The sequence below is a fragment of the Psychromarinibacter sediminicola genome, assembly GCF_029168335.1.
In the GTDB taxonomy this organism is placed as follows: Bacteria; Pseudomonadota; Alphaproteobacteria; order Rhodobacterales; family Rhodobacteraceae; genus Psychromarinibacter; species Psychromarinibacter sediminicola.
In genome coordinates this window covers 34,318-55,214 of the sequence record NZ_JARGYC010000002.1, presented here as the reverse complement: position 1 = coordinate 55,214, position 20,897 = coordinate 34,318, and the positions used below count along the sequence as shown (strand labels likewise).

The following is a 20,897-nucleotide window of genomic DNA, read 5'->3' as shown; positions in this document are numbered from 1 at the left end:
GGAACCACTAGGCTCTGGCGCGACCTGTCCCCAACCGGAACCGCGCCCATGTCCCTGACCTTCGCCCCTGCCACCGACGCCGCGATCCCGCTCTATGTCGTGCCCGCCGACGGGCGCGACGCCTGGCTCGACTCGCAGCCCGAGCGCGTGCGGATCTGGGCCGAGGCGAACGGTTTCGACGCGAGCCTCGGCAAGGTGCTGACCGTCCCCTCCGAGACCGGCGCGCTGGCGCTCGCCGCGGTCGGCTACGGCGATGCCGCGGCCCGCGCCCGCACACGTTTCGCACTGGCGCGCGCCCAGGCCGCGCTGCCCGAAGCGACCTACCGCCTGGCCGGCGATTTGACGGCGGAGGACCGCGACGAGGCCGCGCTGGGCTGGCTGCTGTCGCGCTATCGCTTCGGCCGCTACAAGGGCGAAGGCTCGCCGGGCGCCGCGCTCATCGCGCCCGACGGCGTCGATGCCGCGCGGCTGGAGGCGATCGCCGCGGGCGAGGCCTTTACCCGCGACCTGATCAATACCCCCGCCGCCGATATGGGGCCGGACGCGCTGGAGGAAGCGATCCGCGACCTGGCCGGCGATTTCGGGGCCGAGGTCCAGGCGATCGTCGGCGACGAGCTTCTCGATGCGAATTTCCCGATGATCCACGCCGTCGGCCGCGCCGCGTCCGCGCAGCCGCGCCTGATCGAGCTGCTCTGGGGCGACAGCGGCCCGACCCTGACGCTGGTCGGCAAGGGCGTGTGCTTCGACACCGGCGGGCTGAACATCAAGTCGGGCGCGTCGATGGGCCTGATGAAGAAGGACATGGGCGGGGCGGCCACCGTGCTGGGCCTGGCGCAGACGATCATGCAGCTGAAGCTGCCGCTGCAGCTGCGCGTGCTGATCCCGGCGGTGGAGAACGCGATCTCCGGCGCTGCCTTCCGCCCGCAGGACATCCTGACCTCGCGCAAGGGTCTGACGGTGGAGATCAACAACACCGACGCCGAGGGCCGGCTGGTGCTGGCCGACGCGCTGGCGCTGGCCGACGAGGCGCCGCCCGACCTGCTGATCTCGATGGCCACGCTCACCGGCGCCGCCCGCGTCGCCGTCGGCCCCGATATCGCCCCGTTCTACGCGACCGAGCCGGCGCTGGCCGACGCCATCCGCGCCGGCGCCGAGACGGTCGCCGACCCGGTCTGGCAGTTGCCCTATCACGCGCCCTACGAAGAGATGATCGAACCCGGCATCGCCGATCTGGACAACGCGCCCAAGGGTGGTTTCGCGGGCTCGATCACCGCCGCGCTGTTTCTGCGCCGTTTCGTGACGGAAACCCCACGCTACGCCCATTTCGACATCTACGGCTGGCAGCCGGCGCCGGCGCCGGCGCGCCCCAAGGGCGGCGTCGGGCAGGGCGCCCGCGCGATCCTGCAGGCGCTGCCGGGGCTGCTGGAACTGTGACCGACCGCCGGCTCCTGCCCGCGAACGACCGCGTGGCCGCGAGCCACCTGCGCGGCGAGATCGACGCGCCGGCCTATTCCGACGGCGAGCCGGCGCGCATCGCGATCCCGGTCGCCGATCTCTGGCGCCAGCCCGGCGGCCGGCGCGACCGGCAGCTCCTGCTGGGTGAGGCGGTGACGGTCTACGAGCGCCATGCCGGCCACGGCTTCGTGCAGGCGGCGAAGGACGGCTATGTCGGCTATGTCGCCGAGGCGGCGCTGGGCCCGCCGGGGCCGGAGCCGACCCACTGGGTCGCCGTGCCCGGCGCGCAGGCCTATCCCGAGCCGGACATCAAGGTGCCGCAGGCCGCCGACCTGACCTTCGGCGCCCGGGTCGCCGTCGTGTCGCATCAGCCGAAATTCTTCGAGACGGCGGACGGGCTCTACATCCCCAAGCCGCATCTCTGGCCCATCGACAAGCGCTTCGCCGATCCGGTGACGGCCGCGCAGCTGTTCTTCGGCGCGCCCTATCTCTGGGGCGGCAACACTCCGCGCGGCATCGACTGTTCGGGCCTCGTGCAGGCCGCGATGCTGGCCGCGGGCCGCGCCTGTCCGGCCGACAGCGACCAGCAGGAGGCGCTGGGCGCGCCGCTGCCCGAGGACGCGCCGTTGCAGCGCGGGGATCTGCTGTTCTGGAGGGGGCATGTGGCCTGGGCGGTGGACGAGCAGGTGCTGCTGCATGCCAACGCGCATCACATGGCGGTGGCCTACGAGCCGGCCGAGCCGGCGATCCGCCGCATCGACGCGCAGGGCGACGGGCCGGTGACGGGGCGCCGGCGGTTGGAGCGTGCGGGCGAGCGCTGATGGCGTCGAGACGGGTGCCGAGCCGCGTGGGCGCCGACGCGCGCGGCGGCTTCGCCTTGTTCCGCGCGAAACAACGCTCGGATGTCGGAATGGTCCGGTTCGCGCCCGGCGCGCGCAGGCGACAGATTTTTCCAGAAAAATCTGCGCCGCAAAATCTTCTAGAAGATTTCGGCCGGCAGGATCTTCTGGAAGATCCTGCCTATTCCACCGCCCGGATCAGCTTGCGTTCCAGCACGCGCAGCACCGTCTTCAGGTCGTGGCCGCGCTTGAGGATCTGGCCGTCCATGCCGATGACGGAATAAAGCCCCTGGCGGTGTCTCAGCCGGGGGCGTTTCTCGATCCGGTAGAGCGGGCGCTCCGCCGTCCGCCGGAAGACCGAAAAGACGGCCGCCTCCCTCAGGCTGGAGATACCGTAGTCGCGCCATTCGCCCGCCGCGACCATGCGGCCGTAAAGGCCCAGGATGATCCCGAGCTCCTTGCGGTCGAACGAAACCTGGTCCGGGACCCGGCCGGGTGCGGGAAACGGGGTCGGGGTCTGGATCGTCATCCCCAAAGCTTGGCCGCAACCGCGCGCGAAATCAATGACAGAATATCGCCCCGAAAACGTCGCCGCATGGTCTCGCCCGCACCGCTACAGCGCCATCCGGCGGGGGCAGATTGTTTCCTGTCGCGAACGGGACGCGCCGGTGCGGCGGCATTAACAGCCCCCACCCAGCCCGCCAGGCCGGGGCGTCCCGTTCGTCACAATCCCGTTCGTCACAACCGCGAAACGCCTCCGGACCGAGGCGGGCGTTTCGCGTTGATGTGCGTGAAATCTGGCCCGGCGGCGCTTGGATGGCCGTGATCTTGTCAGGAAATCACCCCCGGGGCTTCATGCCCGCGCCCCGTTGTCCCGCGAGAAAGGGGTCAGTGAGCGAGTACGAGTTCTCCCTGACGGGCCGGCATTCATAGCCCCCACCCAGTCCGGTTCGTCAGGGTCTCCTTTGCGTCACGAAAGCCCGCCCTTCGGGGCGGGCTTTTCCTCGTACGGCGAATGTTTCGCGCGCGAAACATTTTGCGTTTCATAACAAATGGTTAACGATGCGTGCGGCGCGCGGCTTGCGGCGCGCGCGAGGGCTCAGGCGAACCGGCCCTGGCAGAACCATCCCCCCGACATGGTCCCGCCGTGGGCATAGTAGAGCCACAGCCGTTCGCCGGTATCGGCCGTGATCTGCCAGTAGTCCCGGACCCCGGTGCGCCATTCCGGCTCGTCCAGCCACCATTCCGGCGCGATCCGCTCGGGCCCCCGCGCCGCCGCCGTCGCCAGGTTGCGCCCCCGCCAGCGGAACGTCGCGGGAGCCTTCGGCAGGGGCGGCGGGGGTTCGTCGACCGTCACCGGCTCGGGCCGCCAGATCACCAGCGGCCGCGGCGTCGGCGGGCGGGGCCAGTCCTTCGCCGGCTCCGACCAGGCCGCCGCCACCCGATGCGCCGTCTTTTCCGGGATATGGCTGTCGGCCGGGTGCGCCCGGCTGATCCGGTCCAGCCCGATCCGCGAGCCCAGCCGCCCGATCAGATCCTCCAGCCGGGTGTCCGAGTGCAGCCGCCGCATCGCGTCCTGCGCCGCCTCGATGTGGCCGCGATGCTGGCGGGCATGGACCGGCTCGGTGACATGGGCCTCGATCCGGATACAGTCGATCCCGAAGCCCGCATCGACCTCGTCCAGCTTCATCACCAGCAGCGGGCGGATGCGGTCGGGGCTGGCCGAGGGCCGGGCCAGCCCGATCTCCAGCGTCTGCGTCGAGCCCTCGGCGCGGAACAGCTGCATCCGCAGCCGCCGCGCGCCGCGGCCCTTGTCCTGCAGCCGCTTTTCCAGCTCGGGCAGCAGCCGGTCGATGGCCGCCCGGATGTCCTCGTCGAGCCCGATCGGGTCGGGCAGGGTCAGCCGGACCGCGAAGATCGCGGGCGGCCGCGCGGGCGAGACCGCTTCGGGCACGCCGCCCATCGCCTGGTCGAGCCGCAGCACCACGTCCTGCCCGAACCGCCGCGCCAGCGCCGCCCGCGGCATTCCCGTCAGGTCGCCGATGGTCCGGATGCCCACCCGCGACAGGCCGGTCACCGCGTCTTCGCCGATCCGCAGCGCCGCCACCGGCAGCGGCCCGAGGATCGAATGCGCCTTGCCCGGCGGGGCGATGCGCCAGGGCCGCGTGCCCGGCTCCTGCGGCACCGGCGCCGGGCCGCCCCGCTCCCAGCTGCGCCGCTTCGCCGCCCGCGCCCGCGTCGCCGGGGCCTCCTGGTCGATCGCGTCGCCCGAGCGGGTCCGCAGCGCCGCCTGGCCCGCATAGCGCGCCAGCGCCCAGGCCGCGCCCACCGTGTCGGCCAGCCCCACCTGGATCGTGAGGCCCAGGTCGCCGCAGTCGATCTCGACCTGCTCGACCAGCGCCTCCTCGCCGCCGAACAGGTGCGCGCAGCCGGTGATGTCGACGATCAGCCCCTCGGGCTTTTCCTCGGCCACCCAGGGCGAGAACTTGCCCGCCCAGCGCCGCAGCGCCGTCAGGAAGGCGGCGTCGGCATGCGGCTCGGCCGGCCGGGTCAGCAGGTGGGGGCACATCGCCTGCGCGTCGCGCAGGGGCTGTCCCTGGCGCAGCCCCTCGGCCGAGGCGGCGGCGGAGAGCGACGACAGGACCTGCCGGTTGCGCCGCTCCGCCACCACCGCGAAGGGCGCCTCCGGCGGCCCGGCCCCGGCGCGCAGCAGCCGCTCGGCGGCCAGGCGCGGGAACCACAGCGACAGGATTCGGCGGTATCTCATGGCAGCCAGATGTTCACATTCTGTTCTCGTTCTTAGGGCGACTCGGGCCCCGGAGTCGAGTCGCCGCCATGCCGCCGAGATCACGGGTATTTTATGGCGGCCCGTGGTTGCGCTGTTACGACCCCGCCGTAAGCTGCGCCGCAGCGAAACACGAAAAGAGAGAGACAGTATGAAGACACCCCACCGCATCCTCGCCGCGGCCGCGATCCTGGCCGCCGGCGCCGCCTTTGCCCATTCCGACGTCGAGAACGAGGCCGTGAAGGCGCGCATGGACCTGATGTCGACGATCGGCATGAACATGAAGACCATCGGCGACATGGCCAAGGGCGAGCGCATGTTCGACGCCGCCGCCGCGCGATCCGCCGCCGCGACCATCGCCGAGAAGGCCGGGATGATCGCGCCCGCCTTCGAGCCGGAGGAGGACGACCCGGAATCCGAGGCGAAGGCCGAGATCTGGGACAACTGGCCCGATTTCGTGGAAAAGGCCGCCGCGCTGGAAGCCGCCGCCGAGAGCGCCGCGGCGCGGCTGGACGGCGCCGAGGCGCTGCCGGTGGTGATGTCCAACATGGGCTCGGCCTGCGGCGGGTGTCACGAGGCCTACAAGGAATAGCGGCCCCGACGACGGCCACGGCGAAGGCGCCTCAGCCGCAGGTGACCGCCTCGACCCGCGCGTCCTCGGTCAGGGCAAAGTTGATGCGGTCGGGCCGGAAATCCATCGTGACCATCCCGTCATGCGGCACGATGCGCATCGGCTGCGCCAGCTCCAGCGCGTCGACCACCGCGCGGGGCTGGCCGACGAGCCCCTGAAACCCGGCGGCGCCGCAGGTGTCCTCGGAGCCGGAAAGCTCCGGGACGGCCTCCGGCGTCTCGGGACCGGCGTCCTGCGCTCGGGCGGACGGGGCGGCCAGGGCGAGCGCGGCGGCGAGGGTCAGAAAGATCGGGCGGGTCATGTCGGCCTCCGGGTTCCGGCAGTTGCAAACGGCGCGGCGATGGATCAGGGTTTCCGCCAGATCTAGCCCGAGGAGACCCGAAATGAAGACCCGCGCCGCCGTCGCCACCGCCGCAGGAAAGCCGCTCGAAATCATGGACGTGACGCTGGACGGCCCGAAGGCGGGCGAGGTCCTGGTCGAGGTCAAGGCGACGGGCATCTGCCACACCGACGAGTTCACCCTGTCGGGCGCCGACCCCGAGGGGCTGTTCCCCGCGATCCTCGGCCACGAGGGCGCGGGCGTCGTGATGGAGGTGGGCGAGGGCGTGACCGGCCTGAAGCCGGGCGACCACGTGATCCCGCTTTATACGCCGGAATGCCGCGAGTGCTTTTCCTGTCTCAGCCGCAAGACGAACCTCTGCACCTCGATCCGGGCCACGCAGGGGCAGGGCGTGATGCCCGACGGCACCTCGCGCTTCTCCACGCTCGATGGCGACCCGATCCTGCATTACATGGGCTGCTCGACCTTCTCGAACCACACCGTCCTGCCCGAGATCGCGCTGGCCAAGGTGCGCGAGGACGCGCCGTTCGACAAGATCTGCTATATCGGCTGCGGTGTGACCACCGGCATCGGCGCCGTCATCAACACCGCCAAGGTGGAGATCGGCGCGACCGCCGTCGTCTTCGGCCTCGGCGGCATCGGGCTGAACGTGATCCAGGGGCTGCGGCTCGCGGGCGCCGACATGATCGTGGGCGTCGACATCAACCCGGCGAAGAAGGAGATGGCCGAGCGCTTCGGGATGACCCATTTCGTCAACCCCAAGGAGCTGGACGAGGATATCGTGCCGTATCTCGTCAACCTCACGAAGCGGCGCGGCGACACCATCGGCGGGGCCGACTACACGTTCGACTGCACCGGCAACGTGACGGTCATGCGGCAGGCGCTGGAATCCGCGCATCGCGGCTGGGGCGAGTCGATCATCATCGGCGTGGCGCCGGCGGGGGCCGAGATCGGCACGCGGCCGTTCCAGCTGGTGACGGGCCGCGTCTGGAAGGGCACGGCCTTCGGCGGCGCGCGCGGCCGGACGGACGTGCCGAAGATCGTCGACTGGTACATGGACGGCAAGATCGAGATCGACCCGATGATCACCCACCAGCTGACACTGGACACGATCAACGAAGGGTTCGACCTGATGCATGCGGGCGAGTCGATCCGCTCCGTCGTGGTCTATTGATCCTGCGCGCCGCGACCGAGGCGGATCGCGGCGCGATCTGGGAGATCCTCCGGCCCGTGTTCCGGGCCGGGGACACCTACACCGTCGATCCCGACATCTCGGAGGCGGACGCGCTGGCCTTCTGGTGCGATCCGAAGGCCCGGGTCTTCGTGGCCGAGGAAGACGGGATCGTCGGCACCTACTACATCCGGCCCAACAAGGACGGCGGCGGCGCGCATGTGTGCAACTGCGGCTATGTCACCGCCCCGGCGGCGCAGGGCCGCGGCGTGGCCCGCGCGATGCTGGCCCATTCGCTGGAGACCGCGCGGGCCATGGGGTTCCGGGCGATGCAGTACAACTTCGTCGTCGCCACCAACGCCCGCGCCATCGCCACCTGGGAGCGGGCGGGGTTCTCGGTAGTGGGGCGGCTGCCGGGGGCTTTTTTCAGCCCGGCGCATGGTTATGTAGATGCTTTGGTCATGTTCAAGGAACTGGTGGATGGAACCTGATGGCATCGGCGCCCTGCTGGGCGCGATCATGGCCGCGACGGGTACGGTTTTCGAGCCCGGCGAAGCGGTGGACATCAACGATTCGGCGCCGGAGGACTTCCGGCCCCTGACGATGGAGGTCGCAGGCGAATCCATCGCCGTTCACCCCGCGGATCTGCGCGAACTCATGTGGACTTACGACCCCGCCGGCACGCCGGCGCTGGCGATCAGCTTCGACGGCCGGGTCGCGCAGTGGCTCGGCGGTGCTACCCACGCGAATGTTGGCCGCTCGTTGGCCCTGTCCGTCTGCGGCGAGGTTCTGTCCGAGCCGGTCATCCGCGAGGCCATCCTGGGCGGTGCGGTGCAGATCACAGGCGATCTCGGCCCGGAGGACGCGAACGCTCTGTTGCATGTCGTGGCCGGGCAGGTCGACTGCGCGGGCCGGCCGATCCCGGCGGAGCGGCCAGGCGGTGGCAAGCGCAGCGGTGGAAGCCGGGACTGAGCGGCGTTTCCTCGCGCCCGCGACCATGCTAGGCACCCCACAAAACGCAATGGAGGCCCCGTGCCCGACAGTCGCCCTCTCTACGCCGTCCTGATCGACGCCGACAACATCCCGGCCAAGTTCGCCGCGCCGATCCTGAAGGAGATCACCACCTTTGGAGAACCCGCGCTGCGCCGGGTCTATGGCGACTGGTCGTCGGGCCGGCTCGCCGCCTGGGCCAAGGAGGTCAAGACGCTGGGCCTGGTGGCGCATCAGGAAAGCTCCAATACCACCGGCAAGAACGCCAGCGATATCGGCCTGGTGATCGACGCGATGGATATCCTGCATACGGGTCGCTTCGACGGCTTCGTGCTGGTCTCGTCGGACAGCGACTTTACCGCGCTGGCCAACCGGATCCGCGAGCAGGGGCTCGACGTGATCGGCATCGGCGAGGGCAAGGCGCCCGAAAGCCTGCGCAACGTCTGCAACCGCTTCGTGATGATCGAGAACATCGTGGAAGAACCCGAGCCCGCGAAGGGCAAGGCTGCGCCGGGCAAGCAGTCGCCGACCGAGGCGGTGCCGCTGATCCTGCGGGCGATGGACAAGATCGAGCAGGACGACGAGTGGTACGCGCTGGGCCAGATCGGCCAGTACGTGACCGCCGACACCCCCGACTTCGACACCCGCACCTATGGCAAGCGCAAGCTGTCCGATCTGGTGCAGGGGCTGAAGCGGTTCGAGACCAAGAAGATCGGCAACCAGCTGCACGTACGCCGGCTGGACTGAGCCGGTCAGGCGCCGTAGCGCGCCATGAAGGTGGCCACGGCGCCGCGGATCACCCGCTCGATCTCGGCGTCCGAGAAGTCGGTGCGGATGCCCAGGATCGACTTGGTATGCAGCGACGCCTTGCACAGCTCGATGAACTGGTCGGCGGCGAGGTCGACATCGTCGATCTTCAGCTCTCCCGCCGCGATCCGCTCGCGGATATAATCCGTCAGGGCGTTGCGGGCGAGCGTGGGGCCGGATTCGTAGAACTCGCGCCCGACCTCGGGGAAGCGTTCGGATTCGGCGACGGCGATGCGGTAGGTCTGGCGTCCGAAATCGGACAAAAAGAACCGGGTCATCGCCGTGGCCGCGTCGCAGAGCACTTCCGAGGCGGGGCCGGCCATGCGGGTGCGGGCGATGGCGGCGTCGGCCTGGCGCCGGCATTCGCGCTGCGCGACCTCCATGAACAGCCGCCGCTTGTCTGGGAAATAGCTGTAGAGCGTCGCCTTCGACACGCGCGCCGCGCGGGCGATGTCGTCGACGGACGCGCCTTCGAACCCGTCCGTCAAAAAGACCTGTCTGGCGCCCTCGACCACCTGGTCGAACTTGCGTCCGCGCTTGATCGCCCCGATGCAGGCCGCCATTCATCCCCCATGACTCTGACTTCCTGAATATAAACCATCCGGTTCAGTTGTCACGCACGCAGCCGCCAGTGCGGCGGATTGGCCCTTGCAGGGGGCGTTGGTTCGCATATTCTGGAATCATTCTAAACTGGGAGTTCGCATGATACCCGCTGCTTTCGGTCGCCGCCGCTTTTCCGAGCTCAGCGAGCAGGAGGTGTTGGCGCTGGCCATTTCGTCCGAGGAGGACGACGCCCGCATCTATCGTCAGTATGCCGAACGGCTGCGCGCCGATTACCCGGCCAGCGCCACCGTCTTCGACGAGATGGCCAAGGAGGAGGACGCGCATCGCCGCGCCCTGATCGAGCTGCACCGCAAGCGGTTCGGCGAGGTGATCCCGCTGATCCGGCGCGAGCATGTGGCGGGGTATTACGCGCGGCGGCCGGTCTGGCTGATGGAGAACCTGGGCGTCGAGCGGATGCGCGAGGAGGCCGAGGCGATGGAGCGGCAGGCGGAGGCGTTCTATCGCAAGGCGGCCGCGCGGACCGAGGATGCCGACACCCGCAAGCTTCTGGGCGATCTGGCGGCGGCGGAGGCGGCGCATGGCGCGAAGGCCGACGATCTGGTCGAGGAACATGTCGGCGAAGAGGAGAAGGCCGAGGAATCGCGCGCCTCGCACCGGCAGTTCGTGCTGACCTGGGTGCAGCCGGGGCTGGCCGGGCTGATGGACGGGTCGGTGTCGACGCTGGCGCCGATCTTCGCGACGGCGTTCGCGACGCAGGACACCTGGACGACCTTCCTGGTGGGGCTGGCGGCGTCGGTGGGCGCAGGGATCTCGATGGGCTTCACCGAGGCGGCGTCGGACGACGGCGAGCTGTCGGGGCGCGGGTCGCCGTTCAAGCGCGGGGTCGCCTCGGGGGTGATGACGACGCTGGGCGGGCTGGGGCATGCGCTGCCCTACCTGATCCCGCATTTCTGGACGGCGACGGTCATCGCGCTGATCGTGGTGTTCGTGGAGCTCTGGGCCATCGTCTGGATCCAGAACCGGTTCATGCAGACCCCGTTCCTGCGGGCCACGTTCCAGGTGGTGCTGGGCGGCGCGCTGGTCTTCGCCGCGGGGGCGCTGATCGGGAGCGGGTAGGGCCCGGGGCGGCCTATGCCTTCACCCTGTGCTCGCGCCAGACGGTGAACACGCCGCTGGCCACGATGATCGCCGCGCCGACGAAGGTCAGCCTGTCGGGGATCTCGTGCCAGATCAGCCAGCCCAGGACCGTGGCCCAGAGCAGCGCGGTGTAGTCGAACGGCGCCACGACCACGGCCGGCGCCAGGCGGAACGCCTGTGTCATCATCGTCATGCCGGCGGTGCCGAACAGGGCGATGGCGGCGAAGAGCCAGAGGTCGCCGGGGCGGACGGGAACCCAGACGAAGGGCACGATGACGGCGCTGAGAAGGCCGGAGGTTCCGGTCAGGTACAACAGCAGCGTCCAGACGCTCTCGCGCGGGTCGACCCAGCGCGCGCCCAGCATCAGCGCCGCGTAGGTCAGGGCGGTGGCGACCGGCAGGAGCGAGGCGGGCTGGAACGTCGCGGAGCCGGGGCGGACGACCACCAGCACCCCGACGAAGCCGGCGATCACGGCCGCCCAGCGGCGCCAGCCAACATGCTCGCGCAGGAAAACCGCGGACAGCGCGGTGATGAACAGCGGGGCGACGAAGATCAGCGCCGTCGCCTCGGCCAGGCCAAGATGCATCAGGCTGGTGAAGAACATCAGCGTCGCGCCGATCCAGAGCACCGCCCGCAGGACATGCGCCCCGGGCCGGTGAGAGCGCAGCGCCGCGCGCCCGCCCATGCCGAGCGCGATGAGCAGGGCGACGGGGAAGGCGATCAGGTTGCGCAGGAACAGGATCTGGAGCGGCGCGTAATGCGCGGTCAGCGTCTTGGCGAGCGCGTCGTTGACGCTCAGGCAGGCGACGCCGGCGGTCATCATGACGATGCCCGGGACGATGCCGGCGCGGATGTCGGCCGAGGCTGTCTGCACCTGTCGTTCTCCTGTTCAGCGCGCGCCAACCTAGCAAGTCGCGGCGGAATGTCATGGGGCCTGGGTGCGAATTGTTCGGGCCGGGCGGGGCGGTCGGTCGTTCGGTGTGTTCCGCCCGCCGCGCGAGGGTGCTAAGGCGGCCGCATGGTCGAGATATTCCTCAAGACGCTGCCGTTCTTCCTGTTGATCGGCGTCGGTTACGTCGCGGCGGCGACGCGGTTCTTTTCCGAGGCGGCGACGGCGGCGCTGACACGCTTCGTGTTCTACTTCGCGCTGTCGGCCATGCTGTTCCGGTTCTCGGCGAACCTGCGCTTCGGGGACGTGTTCGATCCGACCTTCATGCTGGTCTATCTCGCCGCTACGGCCACGGTCTATGTCCTGGTGACGGCCGTCGCGATGTGGCGCCGCCTGCCGGTGGGCGAGGCGGCGGTGGAGGCGCAATGCGCGACGATCGGCAATATCGGGTTTCTCGGTATCCCGATGCTGGCGTTGTTGATGGGCGAGGCGGCGGTGGGCTTCATCATGATGATGCTGGCGGTGGACCTTCTGGTCTTCGGCTCGCTGATCGTGATCCTGATCACCGGCAGCCGCGCGGGGCTGACGCCGCGGGTGTTCCGGACGGTAGGCGTGGGGCTGGTGTCGAACCCGATGCTGGTGGCGATCTTCCTGGGCTTCACCACCTCTGCGCTGGCGCTGCCGATCCCGGGGCCGGTCAACGAGTTCCTGGCGCTTCTGGGCGACGCGGCGACGCCCGGTGCCCTCTTCGCCATCGGCGCGTCGCTGGCGGGCAAGTCGGCCGAGCGGCTGTCGACGGCGACCTGGCTGTCCTTCGGCAAGCTGGTGCTGCATCCCGGCGCCATCGCCATCGCGGCGCTGGTGATCTGGCCGCTGGAGCCCTATGCCGCCGCCGTGATGATCGCCTCGGCCGCGCTGCCGACGGCGGGCAACATCTATATGATCGCGGCGCATTACGGGGTGGCGCCGCACCGGGTGTCGACGACGATCCTGATTTCGACGGCCGTGTCGATCCTGACCGTGTCGCTGGTGCTGGCGTGGCTTGCCGAGCGGACCGCCTTTCAGTAGCCAGAGCGCGTCAGCCAGCGGAGGGTATCATGGAGACGAAAGCCGAGAACGCCTGTTTCGGCGGGGTGCAGGGGGTCTATTCCCATGCCGCCGCGACGACGAACTGCGACATGACCTTCGGGCTGTACCTGCCGCCGCAGGCGAAGGACGGCGACGTGCCGGTGCTGTGGTACCTGTCGGGCCTGACCTGCACCCACGAGAACGCGATGACCAAGGCCGGCGCGCAGGCCTGGGCCGCGGAGGCGGGCATCGCGCTGGTCTTTCCCGACACCTCGCCGCGGGGGGACGAGGTGGCCGACGACGACGCCTTCGACCTGGGCCAGGGCGCGGGGTTCTACGTGAACGCGACGCAATCGCCCTGGGATCCGCATTTCCGGATGTGGGACTACGTGACGGACGAGTTGCCGAAGCTGCTCTTCGGGGAGTTTCCGCTGGACCCCGACCGGCAGGCGATCACCGGGCATTCCATGGGCGGGCACGGTGCGCTGACCATGGCGATGCGGCTGCCGGGGCGGTATCGCTCGGTCAGCGCGTTTTCCCCGATCTGCAATCCGACGAAAAGCGACTGGGGCATCAAGCAGCTGACGGCCTATCTGGGCGACGATCACGGGCAATGGGCGGCGCATGACGCGAGCCTGTTGATGGCCGAGCACGGGTTCGATGGGCCGGTTCTGGTGGATACCGGGACGGAGGACCAGTTCATCGAGCTGCTGAAGCCGGAGACGCTGGCCCAGGCCATCGCCGCGCGGCGCCAGCAGGCGACGTTCCGGATGCAGCCGGGATACGACCACAGCTATTTCTTCGTGGCCTCCTTCATGGCCGATCACGTCGCGTTTCATGCCGAGGCTCTGCTGGGCTGAATGGGCCTGTGGCGCGACATCGTGGCCGCCTGGGCGCGCTTTGCCGATGCGCGCCAGCGGTCGCCGCGCTACACGCTGTTCACCCACGCGCTGCCCGCGTTTCCCCTGCCGGAGCGCGCGCCGCTGCCGGACCCGCCGCCGGTGGTGGCCCTCGCGACGCCGTGCCGGGATGCGGCGGGCGATCTGGTGACCTATGCGGGGCTGGTGCGGGGGCTGGACTATCCGCGAGACCGGCTGCACTGGCTGATGCTGGAGGGGGATTCGACGGACGACACCCGTGCGCAGGCCGCGGCGTTGCTGGACGGGGCGGAGGGCTATGCCTCCACCCGGCTTCTGACGCTTGACCTGGGCGGTGCGCGGTCGCGGGCGGGGCGCACGCGGGCGGAGCTGCAGCGGGACCGGCGGGCGGGGCTGGCGCGGTGCCGCAACCGGCTGCTGGCGGCGGCGATGGAGACGGGGGCGGCGTACGTGCTGTTTCTTGACGTGGACATGGCCGAGGTGCCGCCCGACAGCCTGCGCCGCGCGCTGGAATGGCGGGCGCCGGTCCTCGTGGCCAACTGCCTGCGGCACGAGGGCGACACGGTGTTCGACCGCAATTCCTTCCGCTACACCGCGCCGGTCTCCGACCGCTCCGCGCGGCGGTTCCTGGAGGGCGGGCTGTACCAGCCGCCGACCGGCTTTTTCCGGCACTATCCCGATCATCGCAGCGGTCCCGAGATCGCGCCGCTGTCCTGCGTCGGGGGCACCTTCCTGCTGATCCGCCGCGACGTGATCGCGGCCGGGGTCGATTTCCCGGAAGAGCCTTACCAGCTGCATATCGAGACCGAGGGGCTGGCGCTGAAGGCAGCGGATCACGGGTTCGGCAGTTTCATGGCGCCGCGGCTCGTGGTCCGGCACGGGCCGCACTGATGATCTATGTCGATGCCGATGCCTGCCCGGTGAAGGGCGAGATCGAGCGGGTCGCGACGCGGCACCGCGTGCCGGTGACGCTAGTGGCGAATGGCGGGCTGCGGCCGTCGCAGAATCCGCTGGTCGAGACGGTCTATGTGCCCGAAGGCCCCGACGCCGCCGACATGTGGATCGCCGAGCGGGCGAGCGCGGGCGATATCGTGGTGACCGCCGACATCCCGCTGGCGGCGCGCTGCGTCGAGGGCGGCGCGGCGGTGCTGAAACCTAACGGCGAGGCGCTGACGGCGGTCAATATCGGCAACGCGCTGGCCACGCGCGACCTGATGGCCGACCTGCGCGCCGCCGATCCGTTCCGGCAGGGCGGCGGGCGGGCGTTCTCGAAGGCGGACCGCTCGCGATTCCTGCAGGCGCTGGAGGATGCGCTGCGCCGGGCGGCCCGGGGCTGAAGCGCGGCTGACGCGGGCGCCATTGACAGCCGTGGCCGCCCGGGCGCAGTCTTTCCCGGGTGCGACATGGAGGGCGACGTGGCCGCCTATCACCGGCCGAGCGAACTGACCGAGGCGCTGGAGATCCTGGCGGCGGCGCCGGTCACGGTCGCGGCGGGCTGCACCGACCTTTATCCGGCGACGCAGGCCAAGGCACTGCCGGGCGACATCCTTGACATCACCGCCATCGACGCGCTGCGCGGCATCGCGCGGGAGGACGCCTGCTGGCGCATCGGCGCGGCGACCACCTGGACCGACGTGCTGAACGCGGACCTGCCGGCGACCTTCGACGGGCTGAAGCTCGCGGCGCGCGAGGTCGGGTCGGTGCAGATCCAGAATGCGGGGACGGTGGCCGGGAACCTCTGCACCGCCTCGCCGGCGGGGGACGGGGCGCCCTGCCTGCTGACGCTGGACGCCTCGGTCGAGGTTCAGTCGGCGCACGGGCGGCGGGTGGTGCCGCTGTCCTCCTTCCTGATCGGCGCGCGGCGGGTGGAGTTGCAGGCCGGCGAGATGGTGACGGGTATCCTGGTGCCGGCCGCGGCGGGCGCCGGCGGCGGCGATTTCCTGAAGCTCGGGGCGCGCAAGTATCTTGTCATCTCCATCGCCATGGCGGCGGCGCGGATCGACGTGGCGGACGGCGCGATCCGTGAGGCCGCGCTGGCCATCGGGGCCTGTTCGCCCGTCGCGACGCGGCTGCCGGCGCTGGAGGACGCCCTGCGCGGCGTGGCTCTGGCAGAGGCGGCGGCGCGGGTGACGGGCGAGATGGTCGCGCCGGTCCTGTCGCCGATCGACGATATTCGCGGCGACGCGGCCTATCGGGTGGAGGCGGCGACGGAACTGATGCGCCGGCTGCTGGCCCGCTGCGCGGCGAGACGGATGGAGGCGGCGGCGTGAACCGGCCTTTCGGCAAGTGCCAAATGCGGGTGAACGGGGCCGAGACGCCCTTTGCCGCCGCGCCGGGGCGGCGGTTGTCGGAGGTGCTGCGCGAGGATCTGGGGCTGACCGGGACGAAGGTCGGCTGCGACGCGGGCGATTGCGGGGCCTGCACCGTGCTGCTGGACGGGGCGGCGGTCTGTGCCTGCCTGACGCCCTCGGTGCGCGCGGACGGCGCCGAGGTGGTGACCGTCGAGGGGCTGGGCGCGTTGGTGCCGCGGTTGCAGCGGTCCTTCCTGCGGCACGGCGCGGCGCAATGCGGCATCTGCACGCCGGGGATGCTGGTCGCGGCGGCGGGATTGCTGCGCGGCACGCCGGCGCCGGACCGAGCAGAGGTCGAGGAGGCGCTGGGCGGCGTGCTGTGCCGCTGTACCGGCTATGCGAAGATCGTCGACGCGGTCTGCGACTCGGCTTTTGAGGCGGACCCCGGAGAGGCATCGCCGGGCCCGGCGGCCGGCGCGGCGGTGGGCGCGCGGCTGGAGCGGCTGGACGGCGGGCCGAAGGTCACCGGGGCCGAGATGTACGGCGCCGATCACCTGCCCGAGGGGGCGCTGGAGGTGCGGGCGATCCGGTCGCCGCACCATGCGGCGCGGTTCGCGCTGGGCGACGTGGCAGCCTGGGCGGCGGCGGCGCCCGCGCCGGTTCACGTCTTCACGGCGGCCGACATCCCGGGCGAGAACCTGTTCGGCACGATCCCCGTCTTTGTGGATCAGCCGGCGCTGGCCGAGGCGCATGTGCGGCAGCGCGGCGAGGCGGTGGCCATCGTGGTGGGCGAGACCGCGGCGCTGGACGCGCTGGACTTTGCGGCCTTCCCGGTGACGTGGCAGCCGGAAGAGGCCGTCACCGACCTGTCGGCGCCCCTGCCGGACCTGCATGCCGGGCGGCCGGGGAACGAGCTGATCCGGGGCGTGGTGCGCTGCGGCGACGCCATAATGGCGCTGGCCGGGGCCGCGCATGTGGCCGAGGTCACGGTGGACACGGCCTATGTCGAGCACGCCTATATCGAGCCCGAGGCGGGGACGGCCTGGATCGACGGCGACACGCTGGTGATCCGGGCCTGCACCCAGGCGCCGGTGATGGACCGGGACGAGACGGCGAAGGTGCTGGGCCTGCCGGCAGAGCGCGTCCGGGTGATCCCGGCGGCGACGGGCGGCGGGTTCGGGGCGAAGCTGGATCTGTCGCTGCAGCCGCTGATCGGGCTGGCGGCGCTGAAGACCGGGCGGCCGTGCCGGATGGTCTACTCCCGGGCGGAAAGCATGGCCTCGACTACCAAGCGGCATCCGGCGCGGATGACCGGGCGGATCGGTTGCGACACCGCCGGTCGGGTCACGGGGATGACCTTCGATGGCGACTTCAACACCGGCGCCTATGCCAGCTGGGGGCCGACCGTGGCGGTGCGGGTGCCGGTGCATGCCTCCGGCCCCTACCGGATGGAGCATTACCATGCGGTCGCGCGGGCGATGCATACCAACGGGCCGGCGGCGGGGGCGTTCCGCGGCTTTGGCGTGCCGCAGGCGGCGCTGGTGCAGGAGACGCTGTTCGACGACCTCGCCCGGGCCGCCGGGATCGACCGGCTGGAGTTCCGGCTGCGCAACGCGCTCGTGGACGGCGACAGGACGGTCTGCGGCCAGCGGCCCGGCGGGATCGGGATTCGCGACTGCCTCGTGGCGCTGAGCGTCGCGTGGAACCGGGCGCTGGCCGAGGCGGCCGCGTTCAACGAAGCGCAGGGCGTGGTGCGGCGCGGCGTCGGCGTGGCGTCGTGCTGGTACGGCTGCGGCAATACCGGGCTGCCGAACCCGTCGACCGTGCGCGTCGGCATCACCGCCGCCGGGCGGCTGGTGCTGCACCAAGGGGCGATGGATATCGGGCAGGGCGCGAACACGGTCGTGGCGCAGCTTTGCGCCGATGCGCTCGGCCTGCCCGTGGGGCAGGTCTCGCTCGTCGACGGGGACACGGCGAAGACGCCGGATTGCGGCAAGACATCCGCCTCGCGCCAGACCTACGTGACCGGCAAGGCGGCGATGCTGGCGGGGCGGGCGCTGCGCGGCACCATCCTGGCGATGAGCAATATGGGCGAGGATGCCGCGCTGTCGCTGGAGGGCGACGTGCTGCGGGTGCACGACGGCCGGGGCAGCCGCGACATCCGGCTGGCGGACCTGCCGGTCGACGCGCACGGCTATGTGCTGGCGGCGGAGGAGACCTATGACCCGCCCACGGTCGGGCTCGATGCGGACGGGCAGGGAGAGCCCTATGCCGTCTATGGCTATGGCGCGCAGATGGCCGAGGTCGAGGTGGACACGGCGCTGGGCACGGTGAAGGTCCGGCGGATGACCGCGGCGCACGACCTGGGGCGCGTGGTGAACCCGCTTCTGGCCGAGGGGCAGGTCGAGGGCGGCATCGCGCAGGGGCTGGGCATGGCGCTGATGGAGGAATACGTGCCCGGGCGGACCGAGAACCTGCACGACTACCTGATCCCGACCTTCGGCGACATGCCGGAGATCCGCTCGATCTTTGTCGAGAAGCCCGACCCCGAGGGGCCGATGGGCGTGAAGGGGCTGGGCGAGCATGTGCTGATCCCGACGGCGCCGGCGATCCTGAACGCGATCCGGCATGCGACCGGGGCGCGGATCACCCGGCTGCCGGCGCTGCCGCATCGGGTGCTGGCGGCGATCCGGGCGGCGCGATGACGACGCGGGCCGATACCTCGGACGGCGACCTGCCGAAGCGCAAGCCGGACAAGACCCGCTGCGATGCCTGCCCGGTGATGTGCTATATCGCCGAGGGCCGCGCCGGGGCCTGTGACCGCTATGCCAACGAGGGCGGGCAGATCGTGCGCTGCGACCCGCTGACGGTGATCGACGCGCGGATCGCGAAGGGCGAGGAGGTGGTGCCCTTCCTCGCGCGGGACTGGGACGGGACGGTGGTGCCCGACGCGGATCTGTTCGTGACGGCCGTGGGGGCGGGCACGACCTATCCCGACTACAAGCCCGCGCCCTTCCTGATCTCGCGCCAGGTGGACGGGGCGGATTTCGTGACCGTGGTGACCGAGGCGATCTTTTCCTACTGCGGCGTGAAGGTGAAGATCGACACCGACCGGCATCTCGGCTCGGAAGCGTCCTGGGTCCGCAGCGCGGGCGAGGTGATCGGCCATGTGACGACGGCGGAGTACGGCTCGCAGATGCTGTCGCTGGGCGGGGTGGATCACCTGACCGGCGGTTCGAAGCCCGAGGGGCGCGCGACCTGCGACGCGCTGATGCGGCTGTGCAACCGCGAGGCGGTGGAACTGACCATCGACGATGGGGCCGAGGTGGTGGTGCAGGCCGGGCAGGCGCCGGTCGTGGACGGGCAGCGCGAGGCGCGGATGCGTGTGGGCTGCGGTTCGGCCACCATCGGGATGTTCGCCGGGCAGTGGCAGGGGCTGGTGGACGAGGTGGTGGTGGTGGACGACCACATCACCGGCGTCGTCAGCGAGCACCAGGCGGGCAAGGTGATCGGCTGGCCCGATACCGGCATCCGGATCAAGGGGCGCCGGTCGACGCCGGGGCGGTATTTCCAGGTGGCCGAGCCGGGGCTGGGCTGGGGCGGCACCGACATCTCCGATCCGCTGACCATTCTCGGGCCGTGGCGCGAGGAGAAGGGGGCGCGGCCGGGGCTGACGCTGCTGATGGTCTCCACGACCGGCGAGCAATACGGGTACTACGTGCTGAACGACGACCTGGAGCCGGTGGCGGCCGAGCTGCCTGAGGCACTGCTGCCGACGGTCGACCTGATCGCCGAGAACTGCGAGCCGGCGCTCTGCACCGTGATGTTCATGGGCGGCGCGGGCGGGTCGCTGCGGGCCGGGGTGACGAAGAACCCGGTGCGGCTGACCCGGTCGGTGCAGGCGATGCAGACGACGCTGACCAGCGGCGGCGCGCCGGTCTATGTCTGGCCGGGCGGCGGGATCACGATGATGGTCGACGTGATGCGGATGCCGGAGCGGTCCTTCGGCTACGTGCCCACGCCCGCGCTGGTGGCGCCCCTGGAATTCACCCTGCGGCGCGATGATTACCGGGCGCTGGGCGGGCATGACGGCGCGGTGCGGGAGCTGGACGACATCCTTGCGCATGGCGGCGAATACGGCGCGTCCGCGCGCGGGGTCGGGCCGGTGCGCTGATGGAGCGGGCCGCGGCGCGGCTGCTGCCGGACGGGCGGCTGCATCTGCAGCACGGGCCGATCGACATCGTCGCCGGGGCCGAGGGGCCGGGGCGCGCCGCCGCGCTACGCCGGGCGGCGGTGCGGTTCGAGCGCGTGCTGGAGGAGCTGGTGGCCGAGCTGCCGTTGCTGCGGGCGCCGGTGTCCGAGGGGCACGCGGTCTCGGGACCGGTGGCGCGGCGGATGCAGGCGGCGACGGTAGCCTTCCTGCCGGCGTTCGTGACGCCGATGGCCGCCGTGGCCGGGGCGGTGGCGGACGAGATCGTCTCCGTCATGGCATCCGACGGCGTCGTCAAGGCCTATGCCAACAACGGCGGCGACGTGGCGTTTCACCTTGGCGCCGGAGCCTCTGCCACCGCCGCCGTCGCCGCGCCGGTGCCGGCCCGCGTGAGGCTGGACCATGCCGGCCCGGTGCGCGGGGTGGCGACGTCGGGCTGGCGGGGGCGCAGCCACTCGCTGGGGATCGCGGACAGCGTGACCGTTCTGGCGCCCACGGCGGCGCAGGCGGATGCTGCGGCGACCCTGATCGCGAACGCGGTGGACCTGCCGGGGCATCGGGGCATCCGCCGTATGCCGGCCCGCGAGCTGCTGCCGGACAGCGACCTGGGCGCGCGGCGGGTGACGGTGGAGGTGCCGCTTTTGTCGCCGGCGGAGGCGGCCGAGGCGCTGGCGCGCGGGCGCGCCCGGGCGGAGGCGTTCGTGGAGGCGGGGCATGTCGTGGCCGCCTTCCTGGTGCTTCAGGGGCAGACGGCACAGGCGGGGCGCATGGGGCTGGAGGCGCCGGTTTCCGCGGCGGACTGAAGGCGATCCGGAAACAGTGTGGGATCGGTGCATCAGATC

Annotated in this window: 21 protein-coding genes; 16 read left to right on the top strand and 5 right to left on the bottom strand. The window is 71.0% G+C overall.

What is annotated here, in order from left to right:
• Nucleotides 1–48 precede the first annotated feature (48 nt).
• Both P1J78_RS01205 and P1J78_RS01200 read left to right on the top strand, forming a co-directional pair.
• A complete protein-coding gene (locus tag P1J78_RS01205; RefSeq protein WP_275565483.1) occupies nt 49–1,434 on the top strand; it encodes a leucyl aminopeptidase family protein in 1,386 nt (461 codons plus the stop codon).
• On the top strand, nt 1,431–2,276 hold the full coding sequence (locus P1J78_RS01200) for a C40 family peptidase (RefSeq protein ID WP_275565482.1): 846 nt from the start codon (nt 1,431–1,433) through the stop codon (nt 2,274–2,276). The genes P1J78_RS01205 and P1J78_RS01200 overlap by 4 nt, the downstream gene beginning before the upstream one ends.
• A gap of 199 nt (nt 2,277–2,475) precedes the next feature.
• Here P1J78_RS01200 and P1J78_RS01195 read toward each other — a convergent pair whose 3' ends face one another.
• Complete coding sequence (locus P1J78_RS01195; RefSeq protein ID WP_275565481.1) at nt 2,476–2,823, bottom strand: DUF2794 domain-containing protein; 348 nt, start codon at nt 2,821–2,823, stop codon at nt 2,476–2,478.
• A gap of 570 nt (nt 2,824–3,393) precedes the next feature.
• The gene (locus P1J78_RS01190) at nt 3,394–5,061 is read right to left on the bottom strand and encodes a Y-family DNA polymerase (RefSeq protein WP_275565480.1); all 1,668 of its coding nucleotides are present in this window, start codon (nt 5,059–5,061) and stop codon (nt 3,394–3,396) included.
• 169 nt (nt 5,062–5,230) lie between these two features.
• Here P1J78_RS01190 and P1J78_RS01185 point away from each other — a divergent pair, with 169 nt between their 5' ends.
• The gene (locus tag P1J78_RS01185) at nt 5,231–5,671 is read left to right on the top strand and encodes a cytochrome c (protein ID WP_275565479.1); all 441 of its coding nucleotides are present in this window, start codon (nt 5,231–5,233) and stop codon (nt 5,669–5,671) included.
• 31 nt (nt 5,672–5,702) lie between these two features.
• Here P1J78_RS01185 and P1J78_RS01180 read toward each other — a convergent pair whose 3' ends face one another.
• The gene (locus tag P1J78_RS01180) at nt 5,703–6,011 is read right to left on the bottom strand and encodes an I78 family peptidase inhibitor (protein ID WP_275565478.1); all 309 of its coding nucleotides are present in this window, start codon (nt 6,009–6,011) and stop codon (nt 5,703–5,705) included.
• Between the two features lie 82 nt (nt 6,012–6,093).
• Between P1J78_RS01180 and P1J78_RS01175 the strand changes: the two genes are divergently transcribed.
• From P1J78_RS01175 to P1J78_RS01160, 4 genes are read left to right on the top strand one after another with little or no spacing between them, the layout of a single operon-like run.
• Nucleotides 6,094–7,224: an S-(hydroxymethyl)glutathione dehydrogenase/class III alcohol dehydrogenase gene (locus tag P1J78_RS01175; protein WP_275565477.1), complete on the top strand. Its 1,131-nt coding sequence runs from the start codon at nt 6,094–6,096 to the stop codon at nt 7,222–7,224.
• The gene (locus P1J78_RS01170) at nt 7,221–7,712 is read left to right on the top strand and encodes a GNAT family N-acetyltransferase (protein ID WP_275565476.1); all 492 of its coding nucleotides are present in this window, start codon (nt 7,221–7,223) and stop codon (nt 7,710–7,712) included. Before P1J78_RS01175 ends, P1J78_RS01170 begins: the two co-directional genes overlap by 4 nt.
• Nucleotides 7,702–8,193 (top strand): SecDF P1 head subdomain-containing protein, encoded by a 492-nt coding sequence (locus P1J78_RS01165; RefSeq protein ID WP_275565475.1) that lies wholly within the window; start codon nt 7,702–7,704, stop codon nt 8,191–8,193. Before P1J78_RS01170 ends, P1J78_RS01165 begins: the two co-directional genes overlap by 11 nt.
• Nucleotides 8,194–8,253: 60 nt before the next feature.
• A complete protein-coding gene (locus tag P1J78_RS01160; protein WP_275565474.1) occupies nt 8,254–8,958 on the top strand; it encodes an NYN domain-containing protein in 705 nt (234 codons plus the stop codon).
• Between the two features lie 5 nt (nt 8,959–8,963).
• Here the strand turns inward: P1J78_RS01160 and P1J78_RS01155 are convergent, their stop codons facing one another.
• Entirely contained in the window at nt 8,964–9,581 is a 618-nt protein-coding gene (locus P1J78_RS01155) for a TetR/AcrR family transcriptional regulator (protein ID WP_275565473.1), read from the bottom strand.
• A gap of 139 nt (nt 9,582–9,720) precedes the next feature.
• On the opposite strand from P1J78_RS01155, the gene mbfA reads away from it, so the two are divergent.
• Complete coding sequence (mbfA, locus tag P1J78_RS01150; RefSeq protein WP_275565472.1) at nt 9,721–10,698, top strand: iron exporter MbfA; 978 nt, start codon at nt 9,721–9,723, stop codon at nt 10,696–10,698.
• Between the two features lie 13 nt (nt 10,699–10,711).
• Here the strand turns inward: mbfA and P1J78_RS01145 are convergent, their stop codons facing one another.
• On the bottom strand, nt 10,712–11,593 hold the full coding sequence (locus P1J78_RS01145) for a DMT family transporter (protein ID WP_309568071.1): 882 nt from the start codon (nt 11,591–11,593) through the stop codon (nt 10,712–10,714).
• A 144-nt stretch (nt 11,594–11,737) separates the two neighbouring features.
• Between P1J78_RS01145 and P1J78_RS01140 the strand changes: the two genes are divergently transcribed.
• The 8 genes from P1J78_RS01140 (at nt 11,738) to P1J78_RS01105 (ending at nt 20,858) form a co-directional block, all read left to right on the top strand.
• Nucleotides 11,738–12,676 (top strand): AEC family transporter, encoded by a 939-nt coding sequence (locus P1J78_RS01140; RefSeq protein WP_275565471.1) that lies wholly within the window; start codon nt 11,738–11,740, stop codon nt 12,674–12,676.
• Between the two features lie 29 nt (nt 12,677–12,705).
• Nucleotides 12,706–13,536 carry an S-formylglutathione hydrolase gene (fghA, locus tag P1J78_RS01135; protein WP_275565470.1) on the top strand — a complete coding sequence of 277 codons (831 nt, stop codon included), beginning with the start codon at nt 12,706–12,708 and terminating at the stop codon, nt 13,534–13,536.
• Nucleotides 13,537–14,445, top strand: coding sequence for a glycosyltransferase family protein (locus P1J78_RS01130; RefSeq protein ID WP_275565469.1), 909 nt, complete (start codon nt 13,537–13,539; stop codon nt 14,443–14,445).
• Nucleotides 14,445–14,891, top strand: coding sequence for a YaiI/YqxD family protein (locus P1J78_RS01125; protein WP_275565468.1), 447 nt, complete (start codon nt 14,445–14,447; stop codon nt 14,889–14,891). The genes P1J78_RS01130 and P1J78_RS01125 overlap by 1 nt, the downstream gene beginning before the upstream one ends.
• A gap of 66 nt (nt 14,892–14,957) precedes the next feature.
• Nucleotides 14,958–15,824 (top strand): FAD binding domain-containing protein, encoded by an 867-nt coding sequence (locus P1J78_RS01120; RefSeq protein ID WP_275565467.1) that lies wholly within the window; start codon nt 14,958–14,960, stop codon nt 15,822–15,824.
• Nucleotides 15,825–15,847: 23 nt separating this feature from the next.
• Nucleotides 15,848–18,550, top strand: a complete 2,703-nt coding sequence (locus P1J78_RS01115; RefSeq protein WP_374213132.1) for a molybdopterin-dependent oxidoreductase — start codon at nt 15,848–15,850, stop codon at nt 18,548–18,550.
• On the top strand, nt 18,547–20,019 hold the full coding sequence (locus P1J78_RS01110; protein WP_275565465.1) for a 6-hydroxynicotinate reductase: 1,473 nt from the start codon (nt 18,547–18,549) through the stop codon (nt 20,017–20,019). Before P1J78_RS01115 ends, P1J78_RS01110 begins: the two co-directional genes overlap by 4 nt.
• Nucleotides 20,019–20,858 (top strand): UPF0280 family protein, encoded by an 840-nt coding sequence (locus P1J78_RS01105; RefSeq protein WP_275565464.1) that lies wholly within the window; start codon nt 20,019–20,021, stop codon nt 20,856–20,858. The genes P1J78_RS01110 and P1J78_RS01105 overlap by 1 nt, the downstream gene beginning before the upstream one ends.
• Nucleotides 20,859–20,897: the final 39 nt, after the last annotated feature.